The 19,883-nt window shown below is 72.1% G+C and carries 14 protein-coding genes; 4 read left to right on the forward strand and 10 right to left on the reverse strand.

The window, feature by feature from the left end; translation table 11 throughout:
* Positions 1-4: 4 nt before the first annotated feature.
* Positions 5-823, reverse strand: coding sequence for a LuxR C-terminal-related transcriptional regulator (locus ACGH48_RS15435; protein ID WP_396289225.1), 819 nt, complete (start codon positions 821-823; stop codon positions 5-7).
* Between the two features lie 113 nt (positions 824-936).
* Here ACGH48_RS15435 and ACGH48_RS15440 point away from each other — a divergent pair, with 113 nt between their 5' ends.
* The 3 genes from ACGH48_RS15440 (at position 937) to ACGH48_RS15450 (ending at position 9,914) form a co-directional block, all read left to right on the forward strand.
* Positions 937-2,232, forward strand: coding sequence for a glycosyltransferase (locus tag ACGH48_RS15440; protein ID WP_396289227.1), 1,296 nt, complete (start codon positions 937-939; stop codon positions 2,230-2,232).
* Between the two features lie 327 nt (positions 2,233-2,559).
* On the forward strand, positions 2,560-8,127 hold the full coding sequence (locus ACGH48_RS15445) for a glutamate synthase-related protein (protein ID WP_396289228.1): 5,568 nt from the start codon (positions 2,560-2,562) through the stop codon (positions 8,125-8,127).
* Positions 8,124-9,914 carry a sulfite reductase subunit alpha gene (locus tag ACGH48_RS15450; RefSeq protein ID WP_396289229.1) on the forward strand — a complete coding sequence of 597 codons (1,791 nt, stop codon included), beginning with the start codon at positions 8,124-8,126 and terminating at the stop codon, positions 9,912-9,914. The genes ACGH48_RS15445 and ACGH48_RS15450 overlap by 4 nt, the downstream gene beginning before the upstream one ends.
* A 412-nt stretch (positions 9,915-10,326) precedes the next feature.
* Here the strand turns inward: ACGH48_RS15450 and ACGH48_RS15455 are convergent, their stop codons facing one another.
* From ACGH48_RS15455 to ACGH48_RS15470, 4 genes are read right to left on the reverse strand one after another with little or no spacing between them, the layout of a single operon-like run.
* Positions 10,327-10,722: an ATP-dependent DNA ligase gene (locus tag ACGH48_RS15455; RefSeq protein ID WP_111084738.1), complete on the reverse strand. Its 396-nt coding sequence runs from the start codon at positions 10,720-10,722 to the stop codon at positions 10,327-10,329.
* Positions 10,723-10,730: 8 nt separating this feature from the next.
* Positions 10,731-11,888: an alpha/beta hydrolase family protein gene (locus tag ACGH48_RS15460; RefSeq protein WP_396289231.1), complete on the reverse strand. Its 1,158-nt coding sequence runs from the start codon at positions 11,886-11,888 to the stop codon at positions 10,731-10,733.
* Between the two features lie 4 nt (positions 11,889-11,892).
* On the reverse strand, positions 11,893-12,798 hold the full coding sequence (locus ACGH48_RS15465; protein ID WP_396289232.1) for a hypothetical protein: 906 nt from the start codon (positions 12,796-12,798) through the stop codon (positions 11,893-11,895).
* A complete protein-coding gene (locus ACGH48_RS15470; protein ID WP_148061830.1) occupies positions 12,798-13,265 on the reverse strand; it encodes a hypothetical protein in 468 nt (155 codons plus the stop codon). The genes ACGH48_RS15465 and ACGH48_RS15470 overlap by 1 nt, the downstream gene beginning before the upstream one ends.
* 120 nt (positions 13,266-13,385) lie before the next feature.
* Between ACGH48_RS15470 and ACGH48_RS15475 the strand changes: the two genes are divergently transcribed.
* Positions 13,386-14,369: an SRPBCC domain-containing protein gene (locus tag ACGH48_RS15475; RefSeq protein ID WP_396289234.1), complete on the forward strand. Its 984-nt coding sequence runs from the start codon at positions 13,386-13,388 to the stop codon at positions 14,367-14,369.
* 123 nt (positions 14,370-14,492) lie between these two features.
* Here ACGH48_RS15475 and ACGH48_RS15480 read toward each other — a convergent pair whose 3' ends face one another.
* The 5 genes from ACGH48_RS15480 to mvk are packed head-to-tail and all read right to left on the reverse strand — an operon-like array spanning position 14,493 to position 19,818.
* Positions 14,493-15,668 (reverse strand): hydroxymethylglutaryl-CoA synthase, encoded by a 1,176-nt coding sequence (locus tag ACGH48_RS15480; RefSeq protein ID WP_396289235.1) that lies wholly within the window; start codon positions 15,666-15,668, stop codon positions 14,493-14,495.
* Positions 15,665-16,729 carry a hydroxymethylglutaryl-CoA reductase gene (locus ACGH48_RS15485; protein ID WP_222658495.1) on the reverse strand — a complete coding sequence of 355 codons (1,065 nt, stop codon included), beginning with the start codon at positions 16,727-16,729 and terminating at the stop codon, positions 15,665-15,667. Before ACGH48_RS15485 ends, ACGH48_RS15480 begins: the two co-directional genes overlap by 4 nt.
* Entirely contained in the window at positions 16,722-17,804 is a 1,083-nt protein-coding gene (locus ACGH48_RS15490; RefSeq protein WP_340197075.1) for a phosphomevalonate kinase, read from the reverse strand. The genes ACGH48_RS15485 and ACGH48_RS15490 overlap by 8 nt, the downstream gene beginning before the upstream one ends.
* Positions 17,801-18,823: a diphosphomevalonate decarboxylase gene (gene mvaD, locus ACGH48_RS15495; protein ID WP_396289237.1), complete on the reverse strand. Its 1,023-nt coding sequence runs from the start codon at positions 18,821-18,823 to the stop codon at positions 17,801-17,803. Before mvaD ends, ACGH48_RS15490 begins: the two co-directional genes overlap by 4 nt.
* The gene (gene mvk, locus ACGH48_RS15500) at positions 18,823-19,818 is read right to left on the reverse strand and encodes a mevalonate kinase (RefSeq protein WP_396289238.1); all 996 of its coding nucleotides are present in this window, start codon (positions 19,816-19,818) and stop codon (positions 18,823-18,825) included. The genes mvaD and mvk overlap by 1 nt, the downstream gene beginning before the upstream one ends.
* Positions 19,819-19,883 lie beyond the last annotated feature (65 nt).

Consider the following 19,883-nt stretch of genomic DNA (forward strand, 5'->3'; position numbering starts at 1 on the left):
GGTCTCAGGGGGCGTCGTCGTGCGCCGGCGCCGCTTCGATCGCCGACGGCGGATTGCGCGCAGCCAGCCGGAGGTCCCGCCGAGACCGGATCCAGCCCCGGACGAAGGCGACCGACACCAGCGCCGTCCGGTTCGGCGCGTTCCACGACTTCATCAGCCGCCCGAGGTGCCAGGCCACGGCCTGCCGGCTGTACGCGGTCTCCTTGGCGATGGCGTCGTTCGAGAGCCCGCGGGCGGCGAGCGCCAGCATCCGTTCCTCGGTCTCGTCCAGGCCGGGCGCCGACGCCACCAGGTCGATGTCGCCGGTGCCGAGCGCTGTCGTCGTGTCCCCCGACGCGCCTCCCCGGTGCTGCGCCCAGGCCTCGGCCCAGCACGAGCCGAGTTCGTGGGCGACGAGTGAGGCTCGGCTCATCGCAAGCATCGTCCGGCCGGCGTGGTCGATCGTCGTCGCGTGCTCGCGGGTGGCCGTGTGCATGACGAGGGCGAAGACGCGGATGGCGGGCAGGGCGCCGCGGAGCACGACCGAGACGTCGACCTGCGGGTCTCCGGCGCTGGCGGCTGCGACCTCGCGCAGCCGGACGAGGCAGTCGGGATCGAGTGGCTCACCGTGCTCGACGGCCCGCAGCGCCGCGGGGAGCACGAGCGGGACGATCTGCTCGTAGCGACGCCGGAGCCAGTCGTGCCCGTCGGGTCGGATGCCGTGCAACGGTGGCGCGAGCAGCAGTTCCTCGAACTCCGGACACCGCTCGTCGAGCGCCAGGCCCAGCCGCTCCCCGGGGAGCAGCACGGCCGTCCGTCGTGCGTCGTCGCGCTCGGTCGTCATCGTCCGTCGACCGTATCCGGACAACAGGTGTCGTGTCCGCTGCGTTCACGTGGTGTTCGTTCTTACCCGGGCCACAGCGCCCTGCCTCGGCCCCCGTAGCCCCGCTGCCGAGCATGAGCGGCATGACGGAGACGAACCAGACCCTCGACATCGACATCGTCGTCCCCTGCTACAACGAGCAGGACACGCTCGCGGCCCACGTCCGACGCCTGCACACCTTCTGCCGGACGTCGTTGCACCACACCTGGCGGATCACGATCGCCGACAACGCCTCGACCGACGACACCGCGCGCATCGCCGACGACCTGGCTGCCATGCTGCCCGGCGTGCACGCGGTCCACCTGGCCGAGAAGGGCCGTGGCCGGGCGCTCAAGGCAGTGTGGGGTGCTTCCCCGGCGACCGTGCTCGTGTACGTGGACGAGGACCTGTCCACCGACCTCGCCGCCCTCGAGCCGCTCGTCGCACCGCTGCTCTCCGGGCACTCCGACCTGGCGATCGGCACACGGCTGGCGGACTCGTCGCGTGTGGTCCGGGGCAGCAAGCGCGAGTTCATCTCCCGCTCGTACAACCTGCTGCTCCGCACGACGATGGGGGTGTCGTTCTCGGACGCGCAGTGCGGGTTCAAGGCCGTCACGAAGCGGGCGGCGGAACGGCTGCTGCCGTTGTGCGTGGACGATGCGTGGTTCTTCGACACCGAGATGCTCGTGCTGGCCGAGCACGCGGGGCTGCGGATCCACGAGGTGCCGGTGGACTGGGTCGACGACGTGAACTCGTCGGTGCAGATCGCCTCGACCGCCACGGAGGACCTGAAGGGCATGTGGCGCGTCTCGCGGGGCATCGCCACCGGGCGGGTGCCGGTGGGCACCGTGTACGACGCGATCGGCCGTCGACCGTTCACGCCCCCGCACGTCGGGTTCCTCGGGCAGGTGCTGCGCTTCGGCGCCATCGGGGTGCTGTCGACCGTGGCGTTCGCGGTGCTGTACGCCCTGTTCCGTCCGGCGATCGGGGCACAGACGGCGGACTTCCTCGCCCTGCTGCTGACGGCGATCGGCAACACCGCGCTGAACCGTCGCTTCACCTTCGGGGTGCGCGGACGTGCCGGTGCTGGTCGGCACCACGTGCAGGGGCTGGTCGTCTTCGGCATCGCGTGGGCGATCACCGCGGGATCGCTGGTCGTGCTGCACAGCAGCGTGCCGGGAGCGTCGCACGGTGCCGAGATCCTGGTGCTGACGGCCGCCAACCTGTTCGCGACGTGCGTCCGGTTCGTGCTGTTCAAGGCGTGGGTGTTCCGCAGCGGTCGTCGTCGTCCCGAGCTCATCCGCCCGGGGACGACCCCCGCCGCCGACGCCAGCACCGCGGTGACCGAGCCGATCGCCGTCGACGAGCGGACCGGCGATCGCGCAGCCTGACACCGTGCCGGGCTGTCCACCCGGTGCGCGGTTGTTCGGCACGCGCGGCCCGCCGCACCGTGCGCTGTGGACCATCCCGTGCGAGCTTCCACGCTCCGTGCAGCGCAACAACCTCGCACCGAGCGGGCAACCTCGCACCAGCCGGACAGACGCGCGCGGTGCGGCGCACGGCGCGGTGTTGCGTGGGCGGTATACCAAGCCGTAGCATCGCGGTACCGCACCACCACCCCACAGGGCCCGACTGCCACCATCGGTCTGCCCGCGGCGAGCGCTCCATCGATGCAGCCCGCGCCGTCCGCTGCCGGCAACGCCCCACTGGACCCGCACGTGAACCCCACCTCTTTCGGTCTCTACGACCCTGCCCGCGAATCGAGCGACTGCGGCGTCGGTTTCATCACCCGACTCGACGGGACGCCGAGCCACGACGTCATCCGCAAGGGCGACAAAGCACTGTGCGCCATCCCCCACCGCGGCGGCAAGTCCGCCGAGGGTGTCGGGGACGGCGCGGGTGTCAGCATCGACCTGTCGGTGGAGTTCTTCAGCGCCATCACCGGACAGGAGCTGCGCGCCGGCCACTTCGGCGTCGCGAACTGCTTCGTCCCGAGCAGCGACGGAGCGCACGGCGCCGACGAGCGCGCCCGCGCCGAGCAGACCGTCACGGACGCCATCACGGCCGAGGGCTTCGAGCTGCTCGTCGTCCGCGACGTCCCGGTGGACCACTCCGTCGCGCGGCCCGAGGCCGAGCAGTACCAGCTGCCGATCGTGCAGTGGGTCTTCCGTGCGCCCGAGCAGTGGGACCGCACCGAGGTCGACGCGGCAGCGAACCGTGCCCTGCTCGCGATCGAGTCCGTGTCCTACGGCGAGGCCGCCGAGCAGCGCGCCGAGCACGCCGCGCTGTACCCGCTGTCACTCAGCGCCCGGACCCAGATCCTGAAGGGGCGCCTGAACTCGGGCGAGGTCATCGGGTACTTCACGGACCTGCGCGACCCGCGTCACTCGGTGCGGACGCTGTACTTCCACACGCGCTTCTCGACGAACACCGAGCCGCACCCGACGATGGCGCAGCCGTTCCGTCTGATGGCGCACAACGGCGAGCTGAACACCGACCGGAAGAACCGCCTGTCGGACGAGGCGCTGGCCCGTGCCCGCACGCGCAGCATCGTCCGCCCGCCCGGCCAGTCCGACTCGAGCCGCCTCGACCAGACCCTGCAGAGCCGTGTGTTCGACGACGGGCTCGAGATCGTCGAGGCCGTGGTGTCGCTCATGCCGCCGGCGTGGGAGAACGACCGCACGCTCACCGCCGACGTGCGGGACATGCTCGAGTACTTCTCGCTGTACGAGGAGAAGAACGACGGCCCTGCCGCCGTGATCTTCAGCGACGGCGACGTCGTCGGCGCGCGCCTGGACCGCCTCGGGCTGCGCCCGCTGCGCACCGTCGAGACGACCGAGTACCTGATGGTGTCGTCCGAGGCCGGCCAGGTCACGTTCGACGCGGACGAGGTCGTGCACCGCGGCCGCATCGAGGCCGGCGGCATGCTCGTCGTCGACCACCGCACCGGGACCCGGATGCGGACGGGCGAGGTGCTGCGCATGCTCGCGGCCCGCCGTGACTACGGCACCCTGCTCGAGGCCGCCCGCGTCAACCTCGACGACCTGCCCGCACCCGCGTACGACCGCACCAGGAACACCCTGGGCTACGCGGGCGACCTGTCGCTCGCCGGCCGGTACGTGGCGTACTCGCTGAACCAGGAGAGCTTCCGGTTCATGCTCGACCCGATGCTGCAGAACGGCTCGGAGCGGATCTCGGCGATGGGCTACGGCAACGCCATCAACGCGCTGAGCGACACCGAGGGCGGGATGGCGAAGTACTTCTCGCAGCGCTTCGCCCAGGTGACGAACCCGCCGCTCGACTCGATCCGCGAGGCCGACGGCATGTCGATGCGCGTCGCGCTCGGCGCGAAGCCCGACGGCACGGGCACCACAGGCCGTCAGCTCGTCGTGCAGTCGCCGATCCTGGGGCACCTCGACATGGTGCGGCTGCGCGAGCAGGACATCGTGCCGCTCGAGCGCTTCGACATGCTCTACGTGCCGGTGCCCGCCGACGAGCAGGCGAACGCCGACGCGATGCGCGGCGCGCTGGACGCCCTGTGCGACGCGATCGAGGCGTTCGCGGCGCGCGGTGGCGGGATCGCGGTCGTGACCGACCGCGAGGTGTCGTCGACCCATGCACCCCTCCCCGTGATCCTGGCCGTGGCCGCCGTGAACCAGCGGCTCATCGAGACCGGTCTGCGCCTGCGGGTGTCCGTCGTGGCGGAGAGCGGTCAGCTGCCATCGTCACACCACGTCGCGACCGCGCTGGGCTTCGGTGCCGCCGCTGTGTACAGCTTGAGCGCTCGGCTGCGTGCGGAGGAGAAGTACCCCGCCGCACCCGCACCCGCCGGCGAGCTGACCGCGACCGACCTGGCGCTCAAGCAGTTCCGCAAGGCGGCCGAGAAGGCCCTGGCGAAGACCATGGGCCGCGTCGGCCTGTGCACCGCCGAGAGCTACATCGGCGGCGAGTTCTTCGAGCCGAACTACCTCGACACCGGCGACGACGTGCTCGCCCGGATCTTCCCGCACATGCGGGCCCCGGTCGGCGGCGTCGGCTTCGCGCGCATCGCCCAGGCGGCGACGGACTGGCACGAGCGTGCCCGCTCGGTCGCGTCCGAGGGCCAGGTCCCGCTGCTCGGCCTGTTCAAGGAACGCTCCGACGGCGCCGGCCACTCGTTCGGCGTCGCGAGCGTGCGCGGGTTCGGCGGCATGACCGAGGAGCGTCCGGCCTTCGAGCGCTCCGGCGACTCGGACGCGCTGCGCCTGCTCACGCTCGGCCAGCTCGACGACTCGTTCGGCATCACCGACGCCGCGTACCGCAACACCGGTTACGACCGCCTCAGCGACGCCGAGATCGACCAGCACCGGATCACGCCGGGCTACGTCACGTTCCTGCAGACCACGCACGACGAGCGGTCGCGCCGTCCCGCTGCGCTCCGCGACGTGCTCGCGCTGCCCGCGGACATCACGGGCATCGACACGGCGGAGGACTTCGCCCGCGAGCTCGGTCGCTTCTCGACGAGCGGCAACGCCAGCGTCACGGTGCGCGGGCTGTCCGGCTCGCGTCCGGCGGACGACCAGGACCTGCCGGGAGGCACGGAGCGGTTCCGCCTGGAGCTCGCGTCGACGGGCACCACGGGTGCACTGCGCCACCAGGCCCTCGCAGACGGCCTCGCGCTGCTGTACCCGGGCCAGGTCGACGTCGACGCCGTCGACGACACCCGGGTGACGCTCCGCGCCACCGGCGCGGCAGTCGGTCTGCTCGCCCTGCTCGAGAGCGCCCCCGACAGCGTCGCGCTCGACGAGGTGCAGCCGGCGCACGAGATCACCCGGACTCTGGCGTCCGGTGCGATGAGCCACGGCGCGCTCGTCGCCACCGCCCACGAGGCCGTCGCGCACGGCACGAACATGGTCGGCGGCATGTCGAACAGCGGTGAGGGCGGCGAGCACCACTCCCGCTACGGCACCATCCGCGGCTCGCGGATCAAGCAGTTCGCCTCGGGTCGTTTCGGGATCTGGGCGGGCTACCTCGCCGACCCCATGCTCGAGGAACTCGAGATCAAGATCGGGCAGGGTGCGAAGCCCGGCGAGGGCGGCCAGCTGCCCGCGCCGAAGGTCACGGTGGACATCGCCGCGGCCCGTGGTGGCACGCCCGGCGTCGAGCTCATCTCGCCGCCGCCGCACCACGACACGTACTCGATCGAGGACCTGGCGCAGCTCATCCACGACTGCAAGGCCGCCCGCGTCCGGGTGATCGTGAAGCTCGTGTCCTCCGAGGGCATCGGCACCATCGCGGTCGGCGTCGCCAAGGCCGGCGCGGACGTCATCAACGTCGCGGGCAACACCGGTGGCACCGGGGCCGCGGCCGTCACGAGCCTGAAGTACGCGGGCCGCTCGGCGGAGATCGGCGTCGCCGAGGTCCACCAGGCCCTCGTCGCGAACGGCCTGCGCCAGAAGGTCACGCTCCGCTGCTCGGGCGCGCACCAGACCGGCTCCGACGTCGTGACGAGCGCGCTGCTCGGCGGCGACAGCTTCGAGTTCGGCACCACCGCGCTCATGATGCTCGGCTGCGTCATGGCGAAGAACTGCAACGTGAAGTGCCCCGCCGGCCTCACCACGAACGCCGAGGCGTTCGAGGGCGACCCCCGTGCACTCGCGCAGTACCTGCTCAACATCGCGCACGACGTGCGGCAGATCCTCGCCCGCCTCGGCCTGCGCTCCCTGCGCGAGGCACGGGGCCGCACCGACCTGCTGCAGCTCCTCGACCACCCGGCGAGCGTCGGTCGTCTCGACGCCCGCGCCCTGCTCGCGCAGGTGCCGGAGAAGGTCGTGACGGACCCGGAGTACCTGGAGAAGGACTTCCACACCGACGACGCGCTCCTCGAGCGCATCCGCACGGCGCTGGTCGACCACGCCCAGGAGCACGTGCTCGTGCACGGCGTCCTGCTCGGCAACAGCGACAAGTCCGTCGGCGGCCAGCTCGGCATCGACGTCGAGCGCCTGCTCAACCACGAGCTCGGTGCCGAGGACGTCCGGGGCCTGCCCGCCGTGGCGACCGACGACCGTGGGCGCCGCCGGCTGGTCGACGGTGCCGTCACGATCCGCACCCAGGGCTCGGCCGGTCAGTCGTACGGCGTGTTCAACAACGACGGCATCGTGCTCGAGCACACCGGCACCGCCAACGACGGCGTCGGCAAGAGCCAGAGCGGCGGGCGGATCATCGTCCGTGCGCCCGGCGGCGGCAGCGCCGACCAGGGCGGCAACGTCCTGATCGGCAACTTCGCGCTGTTCGGGGCCACCGGCGGCCGCACGTTCGTCGAGGGCGAGGCCGGCGACCGGTTCGCCGTGCGGAACTCCGGCGCCACGGCCGTGGTCGAGGGCGTCGGCGACTTCGGGTGCGAGTACATGACCGGCGGTGCCGTGTTCAACCTCGGCGCGTTCGGCAAGGGCCTGGGCAACGGCATGTCCGGCGGGTTCCTGTACCAGTACGACCCGTCCGGTCAGGTCGCCCAGCGTGCCAGCACCGACTCGCTCCTCGTCTTCCCCGTCACCGACACCGAGCGCGGGGCGTTCCACGAGGCCGGGGCGCGACTGCTGCTCGAGTGGCACGTCGAGGCGACCGGGTCGGCGTTGGCCGAGCGCCTGCTGGCCGACTGGGAGACCACCCGTCAGCACGTGTACGTCGGCATGCCGCGCGCCCTGCTGCTCACGCAGGACGCCGGCGAGATCCTCGCGGCGGCCACCCGTCCCGAGCTGCTCGACGAGCTCGCGACCTCGATCGCCACGGACAAGCTCCGTGCGTTCAAGGTCGACTACCGTGACCAGCGCACCGTCCTCGGTGGCCGTGCCCCGGCGCTCGGCGACCAGGGCGACGACATGTTCTCGCTGCTGTCGTCGTACACGGTGCTCGGCGTCGCCCAGGACGTCGCCCTCGAGCGCGTCCCCGGTGCTGGCCCGAACGACCCCCGGGTCGCCGAGGCGGTGAAGAACCTCGTCCTGACCGAGGACTTCTCGGTCAAGCAGCGCGTCGTGAAGTACCTGCGCGGCACGCTCGACCGGTTCGCCGACGACCAGCTCGCGACGCTCATCGCGATCAAGCGACTCGACGACTACAAGCGTGCGCTCACGCAGCGGAACAACCGCAGCATGGACGCGCCGGGCACCACGGGGTGGATCATGCACCAGAACGCCAAGAACGACGGCCGCGTCCGCGAGGCGCGCTTCGACGAGCTGCTCGCCACCGCGGCGCTCGAGGACATCGCGCGCCGTGCACCGCAGGCGCCGACCGAGGCGGTGTCCGCGTGAGCCTGCTCCCCCCGACCGGGTCGCTGATCCCGGTCGACGCACCGTTCTCGGCTGCCCAGGAGTCCTGGCTCGCCGGGTTCATCGCGGGCATCGCCGCCGCCGGCAAGAAGGCGTCCGCTGCCGCCCCCACGACGACGATCGACGTGCTGTTCGGCACGCAGACCGGCAACGCGGAGTTCCTGGCCGACGAGCTCGTCTCCGGGGCCAAGGCCCGCGGGCTCGGTGGCCGTGCCGCCGCGCTCGACGCCGTCACCCCGGAGCAGCTCGCCGAGATGACCCACGTGCTCGTCGTCACCTCGACGTACGGCGAGGGCGAGATGCCCGACAACGCCGGACTGTTCTGGGACGCGATCCAGGCGTCCACCGTCCCACGACTCGAGGGACTGCAGTACGCCGTCCTCGGCCTCGGGGACACCAGCTACGACGAGTTCTGCCAGGCCGGCAAGCTCCTCGACACCCGCTTCGAGCAGCTCGGCGCGACCCGGGTGCACGACCGCGTCGACTGCGACGTGGACTTCGAGGACGCGGCCGCGCTGTGGAGCGCCGCCGTGCTCGACCGGCTCGCTGCCGAGGCCGGCGCGACGGGCGCACCCGGCGCGACCACGGGCAGTGGTGCCGGCGACGGTGCCACCGCGACCGGCGGGGCGGGCGCGGGCCGTGCCTCCCGGCCGGGGTCGCAGTGGAACAAGCGCAACCCGTACCCGTCGCGTCTGGCCGAGAACCGGCTGCTCTCCTCGCCGCGCAGCGCGAAGGAGATCCGGCACTACGAGTTCGACCTCGGCGACTCCGGCATCGAGTACGCCGCCGGCGACGCCCTGGCGGTCGTGCCGGTCAACGACGAGGTCTTCGTCGCGGAGCTGCTCGAGCAGGTCGGCGCGAACGGCGGCGAGTCGTTCGACGGCCGCCCGATCACCGAGTTCCTGCGGAGCGACCGCGAGATCCGCACGCCCTCGAAGGACCTCATCGCCGACCTCGTGCAACGCGCCCCGGCGAGTGAACTCGCCGCGGTCGTCTCGCACGGCGACAAGCACGAGCTGGACCGTTGGCTGTGGGGCCGCGACGTCCTGGACCTGCTGCGCGACGCCGGACCGGCCGCTCCCGGGCTCGACGAACTGCTCCCGAACCTGCGCCCGCTGCAGGCACGCCAGTACTCGATCTCGTCGAGCCCGCTGGCGCACCCGGACCGCATCCACCTGACCATCGCGTCGGTGCGCTACGGCGACCCGCACCGGATGTACGCAGGGGTCGCGTCGACGTTCCTCGCCGACCGGGTCGCCCCCGACCGTACGGTGGACGTCTACCTGCAGCCGAACGCGTCGTTCGGGGTGCCAGCGGACGAGTCGGCGCCGATGATCATGATCGGTCCGGGCACCGGCATCGCGCCGTTCCGCGGGTTCCTGCACGAGCGGGCCGCGGCGGGTGCGACGGGGCGCAACTGGCTCTTCTTCGGCGACCAGCACCGCGACACCGACTTCGTGTACCAGGACGAGCTCACCGAGCTGCAGGAGCAGGGCGTGCTGAACCGCCTCGACCTGGCGTTCTCGCGCGACCAGGCCGAGAAGGTCTACGTGCAGACCCGGATGCGCGAGCAGTCCACCGAACTGTTCGCCTGGCTCGAGGACGGCGGCCACGTGTACGTGTGCGGCGACGCCTCCCGGATGGCGAAGGACGTCGAGGCGGCGCTGCTCGACGTCATCCGGACCGGACGCGGACGGGACGAGGACGACGCGCTGTCGTACCTGGCCGACCTACGCCGCACGAAGCGGTACGTCCGCGACGTCTACTGAGCCAGCAGCACGCGGAGCGCGCAGCGCACGGGCCCGCAACGCGCACCCGACCAGGGCAGCAGGACGCCCCGGCAGCGGAACCCGAATCCGACAGCCGGGGCGTCCTGTGGAGGGTGCCGGTCAGTGAGGCCTGACCGACGAGCCCAGAGGCGTGACGCATGGAACCGGGTGCGATGACCCGGCTTCCTGGACGACGAGTCTCCTGATCCGGGACTCCCGTCGTGCACGCCGCTCGATCGCCGATGGTTGGTCGGCGCCGGGCGCGCACTGCGTCACGGTCATTCGGGTCCCCCTCCTCCCGCGGTTCCTTGCCGTCACCGGCTCCCTGGATGCCGGCCCGAAGGGACGACACTGATCCGCGGTACCGAAACCGTACGACGATGATGTGGTCTTCGGAACCCGTTGACGGGAATCACTCAGCCGTGCTACCGCTCGGTGTCCCCGAAGCGTCATCGGCGTCCCCCGGGGCGACGGCTCGTGACCACGCCGAGTCGGCCGCGGTGCTCGTGTCCGGCGGTTCCGGGGTCAGGACGAGCCCCGAGCCGGACGTGGCCGAGGCGTAGAGGTCCTCGAGCCAGCTGCGGTTGATCGACGGCACCCGACTGCCGGAGAACTTGAAGTGCAGGCTGACGTTCGGGTTCAGCCAGATCGTGCTGCGGCCGTTGCCGTGGATGACGTCGTCCTTCCACGAGAACGCGAACCGGTGCTCACGTCGGAGCATGTTCACGATCACGATCTGCAGGTGTGTCATGGCGCGGTCGTCGATGCGGAGGTCGAGCGGCTGGCCGTCGTAGATGAGCTGACCCATGGCCCCTTCTACTCCACGGTGCCGGTGTGCTCGAGCGATCTCGCCCAGGTCGTGATCGTGGTGTCGAACCAGACGGCGTCGACGTTCCGTTCCCAGGCGTGCTCGGCCGGCTCGCTGATCGCCAACGTCACCGTGCCGGGGTGCGCGTCGGCGAACTCCTGGCTGACGGCGAACGGCACGGTGGTGTCCCCCGACGAGTGGATGAGCAGGGTCGGCGGCAGGTTCCGCGGCGCGTGCAACCAGGACAGCGCGCGGACGTCCACCGGCGAACGGAGCCCGACGACGCGGCACACGAGCGGCAGCGCCATCGCCCGGAGCGCGGCACCGACGACGAACCCGGGGAGTCCGGCACGACCCGCCTGGGACCGCACCGTCGTCTCCCAGTCGAGCGCCGGGGACACGAGGACGAGGCCGGCGATCCGGTCGCGGTGGGCGGATCGAGCGAGCAGTTCGTGGGTGATCGTCGCGCCCATCGACCACCCCACGACCACGAGCCGTCCGGCCCCGTTCGCGACGGCGTGGTCGAGCGCGGCCTCGACATCGGGCCACTCGCGGGCACCGAGGTGCGAGGCCCGGCCCTGCCAGGGCGCCTCGCCGTCACCGCGGAACGACGGGACGATCGAGGTCCAGCCGACCTCGAGTGCCGCCGGGACCGTCCGGAGTGCCGTCACGCGGGTGGTGCGGATGCCGTGCACGTGCACGGCCCACGTCGTGGCGGGTGCGGGTGCGGCGGGTGCGGGTGCGGGGCCGCCGGGCCGGATGACCCACGCCGGCGCCGGCCCCACGGGTGTCGGCAGGTCGAGCTCCGCCCAGTCGACGTCCATCGCGGCGGGGTCCGGGTGCACGTGCCCGCTCCACCGCACCCGTGCCGACACGTCGCCGCTCGTCCGGACCACCGCACGGCGGACGGTGCCGGCAGCCTCGTCGACCTCGAGCACCGGTCCGACCGTGGTGTGCCCGGTGCCGTCGTGCCACAGGCCGTACTCCCCCGGGCGGACGGTGTCGTCGGTGATCGGGAGCTGGATCGAGTCGTCGGTCGTCTCGAGCACCGGGGTCCAGCGGTCGCCGCCGGGCAGCACGATCTTGCCGACGACCTTCCGCAGCACGAGCAGGAACCCCGCCGCCAGCACGACGAGCACGCCGAGCACCCACCAGACGATCGTCATCGCATCAGCCTCCGAGACTGCGGGTCAGGGTCAGTTCCGCCGAGCGCACCTGGGCGAGCTCGGCATCGTCCAGGGTGCGGCCCTGCACCTCGGCGTCACGGATCGCGATGACGAGGTCGTAGGTCCGTGCCTGCACGTCGCCGTCCCGTTCGACGGCGCGCACCGCGTGGCGGCGGGCGATGCGCCGGAGCCGGCGGTGGTGCCGACGGCACGTCACGTCGCGCACCCAGCGCCGGAAGGTCAGGGACGCCATCGCGACGACGATGAGGACGATGCCCAGGTAGAACGGCGGGTCGAAGCCCAGGCGGAGTCCGTCACGCACCGCTGCGGGGAACCACCCGAAGTGGTCGGCGGTGAGCGACAGCAGCTCGTCGATGCTCGCGACGACCACCAGCGACTGCCCGACCCGGAAGACCACGAGCGCGACCGGGTTCCGCAGCACACCGTGCCGGAGCGTGGCAGCCGCGATCGCGCCGACGCCCACCATGTAGATCGAGCTGTACAACCACATCGCCGGCTGGTGGATCTCGCGCACGATGAAGTGGAAGTCGGTGCCGCCCCGGTCGCGCACGGCGAAGAACGGCACGGCGAAGGCCACGACCACCACGAGCAGTGCCACCGGACTCGCGAGCAGCGGGCGCTTCGGCAGGTCGGAGGTGCTCGCCCGGAGCATCAGCCAGAAGGCCACGGTGGCGCACACGTTCTGCACGAGGTTGATGAGGTTCGTGCCCCCGAGGGCGCCGTCGAGCACGGTCTGCGGCACGACGCTGCCGAGCGTCAGCAACCCGAGCGCGCCGACCCCGGTGGCACCCCAGGCGGCACGGCCGCGCGGGTTCCGGAGCACGTAGGGCGTGCGGGCGAGGAAGATCAGCGCCGCGCACCAGAAGGCGGCGGCGTGCAGGACGACCATCAGCCGTAGGCCCGCTCGTCCGCGCCCGCGCTGCCGGCGAGCAGCACGGTCGCGAGCTCGTACGCGAACCGCTCGGCGAAGTGCTCGTCGTCGTCCGAGATGCTCACCAGCCCGGTGTCGCCGTCGAGCGCACGGCGGCACACGTGGCCGCCCGAGGCGAACTCGGCGATGGACGTGGCCGAGGGCGCACCGACGTCGCCGTGCACCAGGTGGCCGAGCTCGTGCAGGACACAGTGCATCCGGTACAGCTCGGGAGCGCCGGCCGGCACCAGGACGAGGTTCTCGTGCTCGAACTGCGACACCAGCGCGGTGAGCGGGCCCCAGCTCGGACCGTCGACGTCGACCACGCGGGTCGTCTTGCCGACGAACCGCCCGACCCCGGCGACGACGTCGGGGAGCCTCGGCGACGGGGGAAGGGTCGCGACGAGGGCTCCGACGGTGTCCGACGCACTCCTGCCCACTGACATCGCCCCTTTCGATCTCCGCGGACAGACTACCTGCACGATCCCCTTGCGCACGAGGTCGCTCGGACGGAGCCTGGGACCAGGACCGAACCCGACGACCGAACCCGACGACCAGGAGCGACGATGCCCACCACGTCCGTCCACACCGATCCCGAGGCCCTCGCGATGACCCTCGTCGCCGAGTCCACGGTGCCGGTCGAGCGCCTCTGGGGCGCCTTCGCCGATCCCCGTCAGCTCGAACGCTTCTGGGGCCCGCCCGGCTTCCCCGCCACATTCACCTCGTTCGACCTGCGGCCCGGTGGCCGCGCGGACTACCGGATGACGTCGCCGCAGGGCGAGCGGTTCCACGCCGTCTGGAAGGTCACCGAGGTCGACGAGCCGCACCGCATCACCTTCCGCGACCTCTTCACCGACGCCGACGGCACGGTCGACGACTCCCTGCCGACCAGCGAGACGGTCCTGTCCTTCGAGGCCGTCGGCTCCGGGTCGCGCGTGACCGTCCGGTCGTCGTTCGGGTCCGCCGCCGACCTCGAGACGATGATCGACATGGGCATGGTCGACGGCTACGAGCAGGCCTTCGGACAGCTGGACACCGTCCTCGCCGACCTGCGCGAGGACGCCCTCGGCACGGGCACCGTCACCGAGCTGGTCGACGACACCCACGTCCGCATCACGCGGGCGTTCGCGGCGCCGCGCCACCTGCTGTGGCGGGCGCACACCGAACCCGAGCTCGTCCGGCAGTGGCTGCTCGGTCCGGACGGGTGGGAGATGACGGTGTACGAGAACGACCTGACGCCGGGTGGCACGTTCCGGCAGGCGTGGGCGCCGACGGGTGACACCGAGGGGGAACCGTTCGGGTTCGAGGGCGAGAACCTCGTCGTGGAGCCGGAGCGCCGGATCGTGTCGACCGAGCGGATGACCGGTGCCCCGTTCCCGCCGAACACGAACGACCTGCAGTTCGACGAGGCCGACGGCGTCACCCTGATGACGCTGCTCGTCACCTACCCCGACCGGGCGCAGCGGGACGTGGTCCTCGCCACCGGCATGACCGACGGCATGGAGACCAGTTACCAGCGTCTGGAACGCGAGGTCCTGTCCGCCACGTGACCCCAGGACGGAAGGGAGGCCCGGTGCCAGCTGGCACCGGGCCTCCCGTCCGCCACGCGGAAGCGACAGATCCCCGCGAACGTTCCGCGGGGATCTGTCGCTTTCGCGGGTGGGTCGGACCGCTCAGGCCGGTGTGGTCGCCTCGTAGTGGCGCGCGCCGCCGCGCACACCGGCGAACCGGTACGGCCCTGCCGTGACGCGCGGACGCTCGAGGTCGTCGCTCGTCGCGGCGCCGGTCGCGTGCAGCTCGCGGTACGCGTCCACGGTCAGCGGGACGCGGGCGGACAGCAGCTGTCGGACCCGGCCGACGCGACGGTGGTCGCGGTACGACGGCTGCACGATGCCCGTGAGGAGCTCGCCGACGCTGCCGGAACCGTAGCTGAACAGGGCGATGCGCTCCCCGGCCAGGTCCTCGTCGAGGTCGAGCAGTGCTGCGAGCCCGATCCAGAGCGACGCCGTGTACGTGTTGCCGGTCTGCTTGTTGTACGTGAAGCCGACGAACAGCTCCGACTCGTCGAAGGGCACACCCACGTGCTGCGTCAGCTTCCGGTGGGCCTTGAGCGCCATCTTCGTGAACGGCTGGTGGTGGACGAAGCGCACGATGTCCTCGTACGCGGGGCCGCCCTGGTCCGCCAGGTCGTCCCACGCGCCGACGAACGCGTCGACGTAGGCGCTCACGGACAGGCGGCCGTCGACCAGCGCCGTCGACCGGTCGTTCGGGCGCCAGAAGTCGTCGACGTCCGCGGTGAAGACACCGGCGGCCGGCTCGATCTCGATCAGGTCGGGGTCGGCGGACACCAGGATCGCGGCGGCGCCGGCGCCCTGCGTGGGCTCGGCGGCGGTGTCGACGTCGTAGCGCGCGACGTCGGCGGCGATCACCAGGACCCGCTCGCCCGGCGCCCGGGCGATGATGCCGAGGGCGAGCTGGACGGCGGCCATCCCGCCGTAGCAGGCCTGCTTCAGCTCGACGACGCGGACGTTCTTCGGCAGGCCGAGCAGGCCGTGCACGAAGACCCCGGCGGCCTTGGACTGGTCGACGCCGGACTCGGTGGCGAACAGCACGGTGCGGATGCCCTCGACACCGTGGCGGTCGATGACCTCCTTGGCCGCGGCGGCGCCCATCGTGACGATGTCCTCGTCCGGGGCGGGCACGCTGAAGGCGTCCTGGCCGATGCCGACGTGGTACTTCGCCGGGTCGACGCCGAGGCGCTCGGCCAGGTCGTCGAGTTCGAGCACGTGGTGCCCGGTCGCGATGGCGATGTCGTGGATGCCGATGCGCAGTGCGCCGTTCGCCGTCATGCTGCACCTCCGGCGGGCTTCGCGCCGCGTCGCTCCATGGCGACGTGGGCCGCCATCAACTCACCCGGGTTCGTCTGGGCGGCGAGGAGCGAGAGCTCCCCGCACAGCACCGTGGCGGCGCAGAGCGCGGCGAGACGACGGGCGTTCGCACCGGGCTCGCGGTCCTCGCGGCAGCCGAGCCGCACCAGGGCGTCCTCGACGACGGGCAGGTCCCCACCCTTGCCGTTGCCGACCGTGCCGACGATCAGGTGCGGCAGTGAGGTGGCGAAGTACAGGTCGCCGTCGCGGTTCTCGGCACTCGTGATGCCCTGCGAGCCCTCGACGATGTTGGCGGCGTCCTGCCCGGTGGCCAGGTAGAAGCCGAGCAGCATGTTCGCGTAGTGGGCGTTCGCGGAGCGCAGGGCGCCGGCGATGGTCGACCCGATCAGGTTCTTCGCGATGTTCAGTTCGACGATGCGCTCGGTGCTCGACCGCAGGCGCTTCTCGACGACCTCGCCGGGGATCACGATCTCGGCGATGGTGTTGCGGCCACGGCCACGGATGCCGTTCACGGCGGTGGCCTTCTTGTCGGTGCAGAAGTTGCCGGACACGGAGACGTACCGCAGGCCCGGCTGCCACGCCAGGATCGCCGGCAGGAGCTTGTCCGCCGCCTGCGTGACCATGTTGTGGCCGGAGGCGTCGCCCGTGGTGAACGCGAACCGCAGGAACAGCAGGTCGCCGACGATCTCCGGGTGCACCTCGATGAGCTTCGCGAACCGGCTCTGCCCGGCGACCAGCGCCTCGAGTTCGTCCTGCCGCGCCAGGATCTGCCCCGCAGCGACGTGCGCCGCGGCGGCACTGGCTGCGCGGACGACGACCGATCGGGTCATGCGCTCGTCGACGACGGTCGCGACGATGCCGTCGTCGACCATGCGCGAGATCCGGGCGCCACGGCCGACGGACGGCCAGAGCGGTGACTCGTACGTGGCGAGCGGGACCTCGTGCTCGCCCTGGACCGCATTGCCGCTGATGCGGATCGGTCCGACCCACTTGGTCGGGATCGGCGTGAGCAGGTCACTCATCGAGGGCTCCTTCTGGTGCTCGCACCGCGACGCTGAGGTGTCTGATGTCGTGCGCCTCCCAGGCGCGGTGGATGCCGGCGGGGTCGGTGTCCGCCGGGACGAGCGCGATGCCGCAGTCGCCGCCACCGGCGCCGGACGGCTTCGCCGCCCCGCCGGCCGCTTCGACGACGTCGCACAGGGTCGCGAGGCGTTCGGTCTCGATCTTCGACCCGACCGAGTCGCCGAGGCGCTGCATGAGCACCCGGGCACGTCGGAGCGCGTCGAGCGTCTGCTCCGCGTCGCCGGTCTGGAGGCCCGTGGTCAGGTCGTCGACGCAGCTCCGGCTCTCGTCGAGGAACGCCTGGTACCCGCCGTTGCGGTGCCGACGCACCACCCCGACGAGCTTCGTGGTCGAGGCCGGCGAGCCGGTCCAGCCGACCAGGAGCTGCAGGTTCTCGGGGGCCGGGAGTCGCTGGACGTCGAACCCCGCCCACGCCTCGGCGTCGGTGAGGATGTCGGACACCCGGCGCTCGTCGACGAACGAGGCGAGGTGGTCGCGGTCCGGGGCGCTGTAGCGCAGCCAGCCGCCGAAGGTGCTCGCGGCCAGGTCACCGCCGGATGCCCGCGGGTTCACCCGGATGGTGGCGAGCAGGGCGACCTGGAAGCGCTGCCGCTGGGTCAGGCCGATCCCGTAGAAGCGGTCCAGGGCACCGACCGTGGCGACGGTCACCGCCGCTGAGGACCCGAGCCCGAACTTCCGGCCGCTGGCGTCGTCGAGCTGGCTCTCGATGCGCAGATCGTGGAACCGCGGCGCGATGCCCCGTTCGGCGCGGAGCTTCTCGACGAGGTCGATCGTCGCCATCACGTAGTCGTAGGGGTGGTGCTCGCGGTCGAGGGCGAGGCCGTCCTCGTCCCGCGTCCACGTCAGCGGCAGGTGGCCGTACTCCTCCGAGTGCACGCTGCCCGCACCGTGCGCCTCGGACACGCGCGCCGTGATGGCGCGGTCGAGGGCGATGAGGACGGACGGCTGGCCGGGCTCGACGACGGCGTACTCGCCGGCGACGAACAGCTTGCCGTGGGCGCGGAACTCGATCACTGCACGGACTCCTTCTGGTCGGGATTGTTCCCCGACTCTTCGGAGCGGAGCACCCGAGCGGCAGGTCCGGTGCCGGACTCGATCACGTCGCCGAACGACGCCAGCGCGGTGGCCACGGCGGAGCGGTCAGCGGGCTGGCAGAGCACGACCACGTTCGGGCCGGCGTCGGCCGTGGCGTAGGCCTCGAGCCCCGCGGCGCGGAGTTCGCCCACGGCGTCGAACACGGCGACGCTGCGCGCGTTGAGGTAGCGGATCGGCGGGAAGGCGCCCTCGATCGTGGCGTGCATGCGCAGCGCGTTGCTCTCGGTGATCTCGCCGATGCGGGTGAAGTCACCGGCTGCGCAGGCGTCGAGCATGTCGCCGACGGTCTCGGTGGTCGAGGTGACCCACGCCGGGTAGAACGGCGACGTCGCGATGGTGCGGCGCATCGCCTCGCGCGAACCGATGGGCTTCGGGCCGGCGTCGATCGTCACGACCACCATCGCCATCGGGGGTGCTGGGATCGGCTCGGCGAAGGAACCCTGGTCGTCGCCGGCGTGCCAGACGGCGACGCCCCCGGGGATCGACCGGGTCGCCGAACCCGAGCCGCGGCGGGCGAGGCGGGAGAGGTCGCGCGCGGACAGGTCGAGACCGTACGCCGCCGACGCGGCGGTCGCGAGCGCCGCGAACCCCGAGGCGCTCGACGCCAGCCCGGCACCGGTCGGCACGGTGTTCTCGGACACGACGGACGCGCGGGCGTCACTGCCGGCGAGCTCCCGCACGAGGTCGAGGAACTGCTGCACGCGCACCAGGGCGCCGTCCTCGACGACGTGGCCGTTCAACGTGAACGCGTCTCCGCGCGGGCTCGGCGCCGCCTGGCCGGCACCGGACCCGCCGTCCAGCGTGACGGTCGTGGTCGTCGGGAACACGTCGAGGCCCATGGAGACGCTGCCCGTGGCGGGCAACGCCAGCTGCGCGTCCGCCTTGCCCCAGTACTTGACGAGGGCGATGTTGGGGTGCGCGACGGCGGTGGCGGTCATCAAGCGCGGGCTCCGATCGTGGTGGTCCAGGTGGCTGCGGCACCTGCGCCGCGGAGTGCGGCCGCGATGCGGTCCGCGTGGTCGTCGTCCGCGGCGAGTGCGAGCACGCACCCGCCGCGCCCGCCGCCGGTCAGCTTCGCGCCGAGGGCGTCCGCAGCACGTGCGGCGTCGACGAGCCGGTCCAGGTCGGCACTCGACACGTCGAGTGCGCTGAGCAGGTCGTGCGCGGCGTCCATGGTGACACCGAGCCCCTGTGCGTCGCCAGCCTCGAGTGTCCCCCGCGCCTGCCGTGCGAGTTCGCCGATCCGGTCGATGACGCCGTCGACCGCCGCCGGGTCCTGGTCGTGCCGTTCCCGCACGGCCGCGACGGCCTGCCGGGTGTGGCCGGGGACGCCGGTGTCGGCGACGACGAAGGTGAAGCGTGCCCCGAGCGCGACGGGCTCGATGCGGCCCCCCTCGAACCAGACCGGCACCGCGGCGACGACCCCGCGGGCGTCGAGGCCCGACGGTCGGCCGTGGGCGACGCGCTCGCACTCCTGGATGAGGTCGTGGTGGGTCTCGGCGGCGAGGGTCTCGCCCAGCGCGTCCGCGACGGCTGCCGTGACGGCCGCGGCGACCGCTGCGCTCGAGCCCATGCCGCGGGCCGTGGGGACCTCGCTGTCGACCCGGACGTGGAAGTGCCGGTCGGTCACGCCGAAGTGCCGCAGCGTCGCCGTGACGGCGGTGACCGTCGGCATCACGGCCGCGGGTGCGAGGTCGAGCGGGCCGGTGTGCACCGTGGACTCGAGGGTGTGCCCGACGGTCGTGCCGGCGGCCCCGTCCGCCCCGGCGGTGACCGGGCTCACCGTCGCGACGACCCGTGCGTCGAGCACCGGCAGGACGAGAGCGGGTGCGCCGTAGACCACGGCGTGCTCACCGATCAGGATCGTCTTGCCGTGGGACGACGCCGATCGGTTGCCGGGGGTCGTGGTGGTGTCGAGGTGGGTGCTGGTCATCGTGGGTCACGTCAGCCTAACCGTCCGGGCCGCCGGCGTGTTCGTCGTGACCTGAGCATCCGCTG

Origin of the sequence: Curtobacterium pomorum (assembly GCF_044497295.1) — a bacterium.
Taxonomy (GTDB): domain Bacteria; phylum Actinomycetota; class Actinomycetes; order Actinomycetales; family Microbacteriaceae; genus Curtobacterium.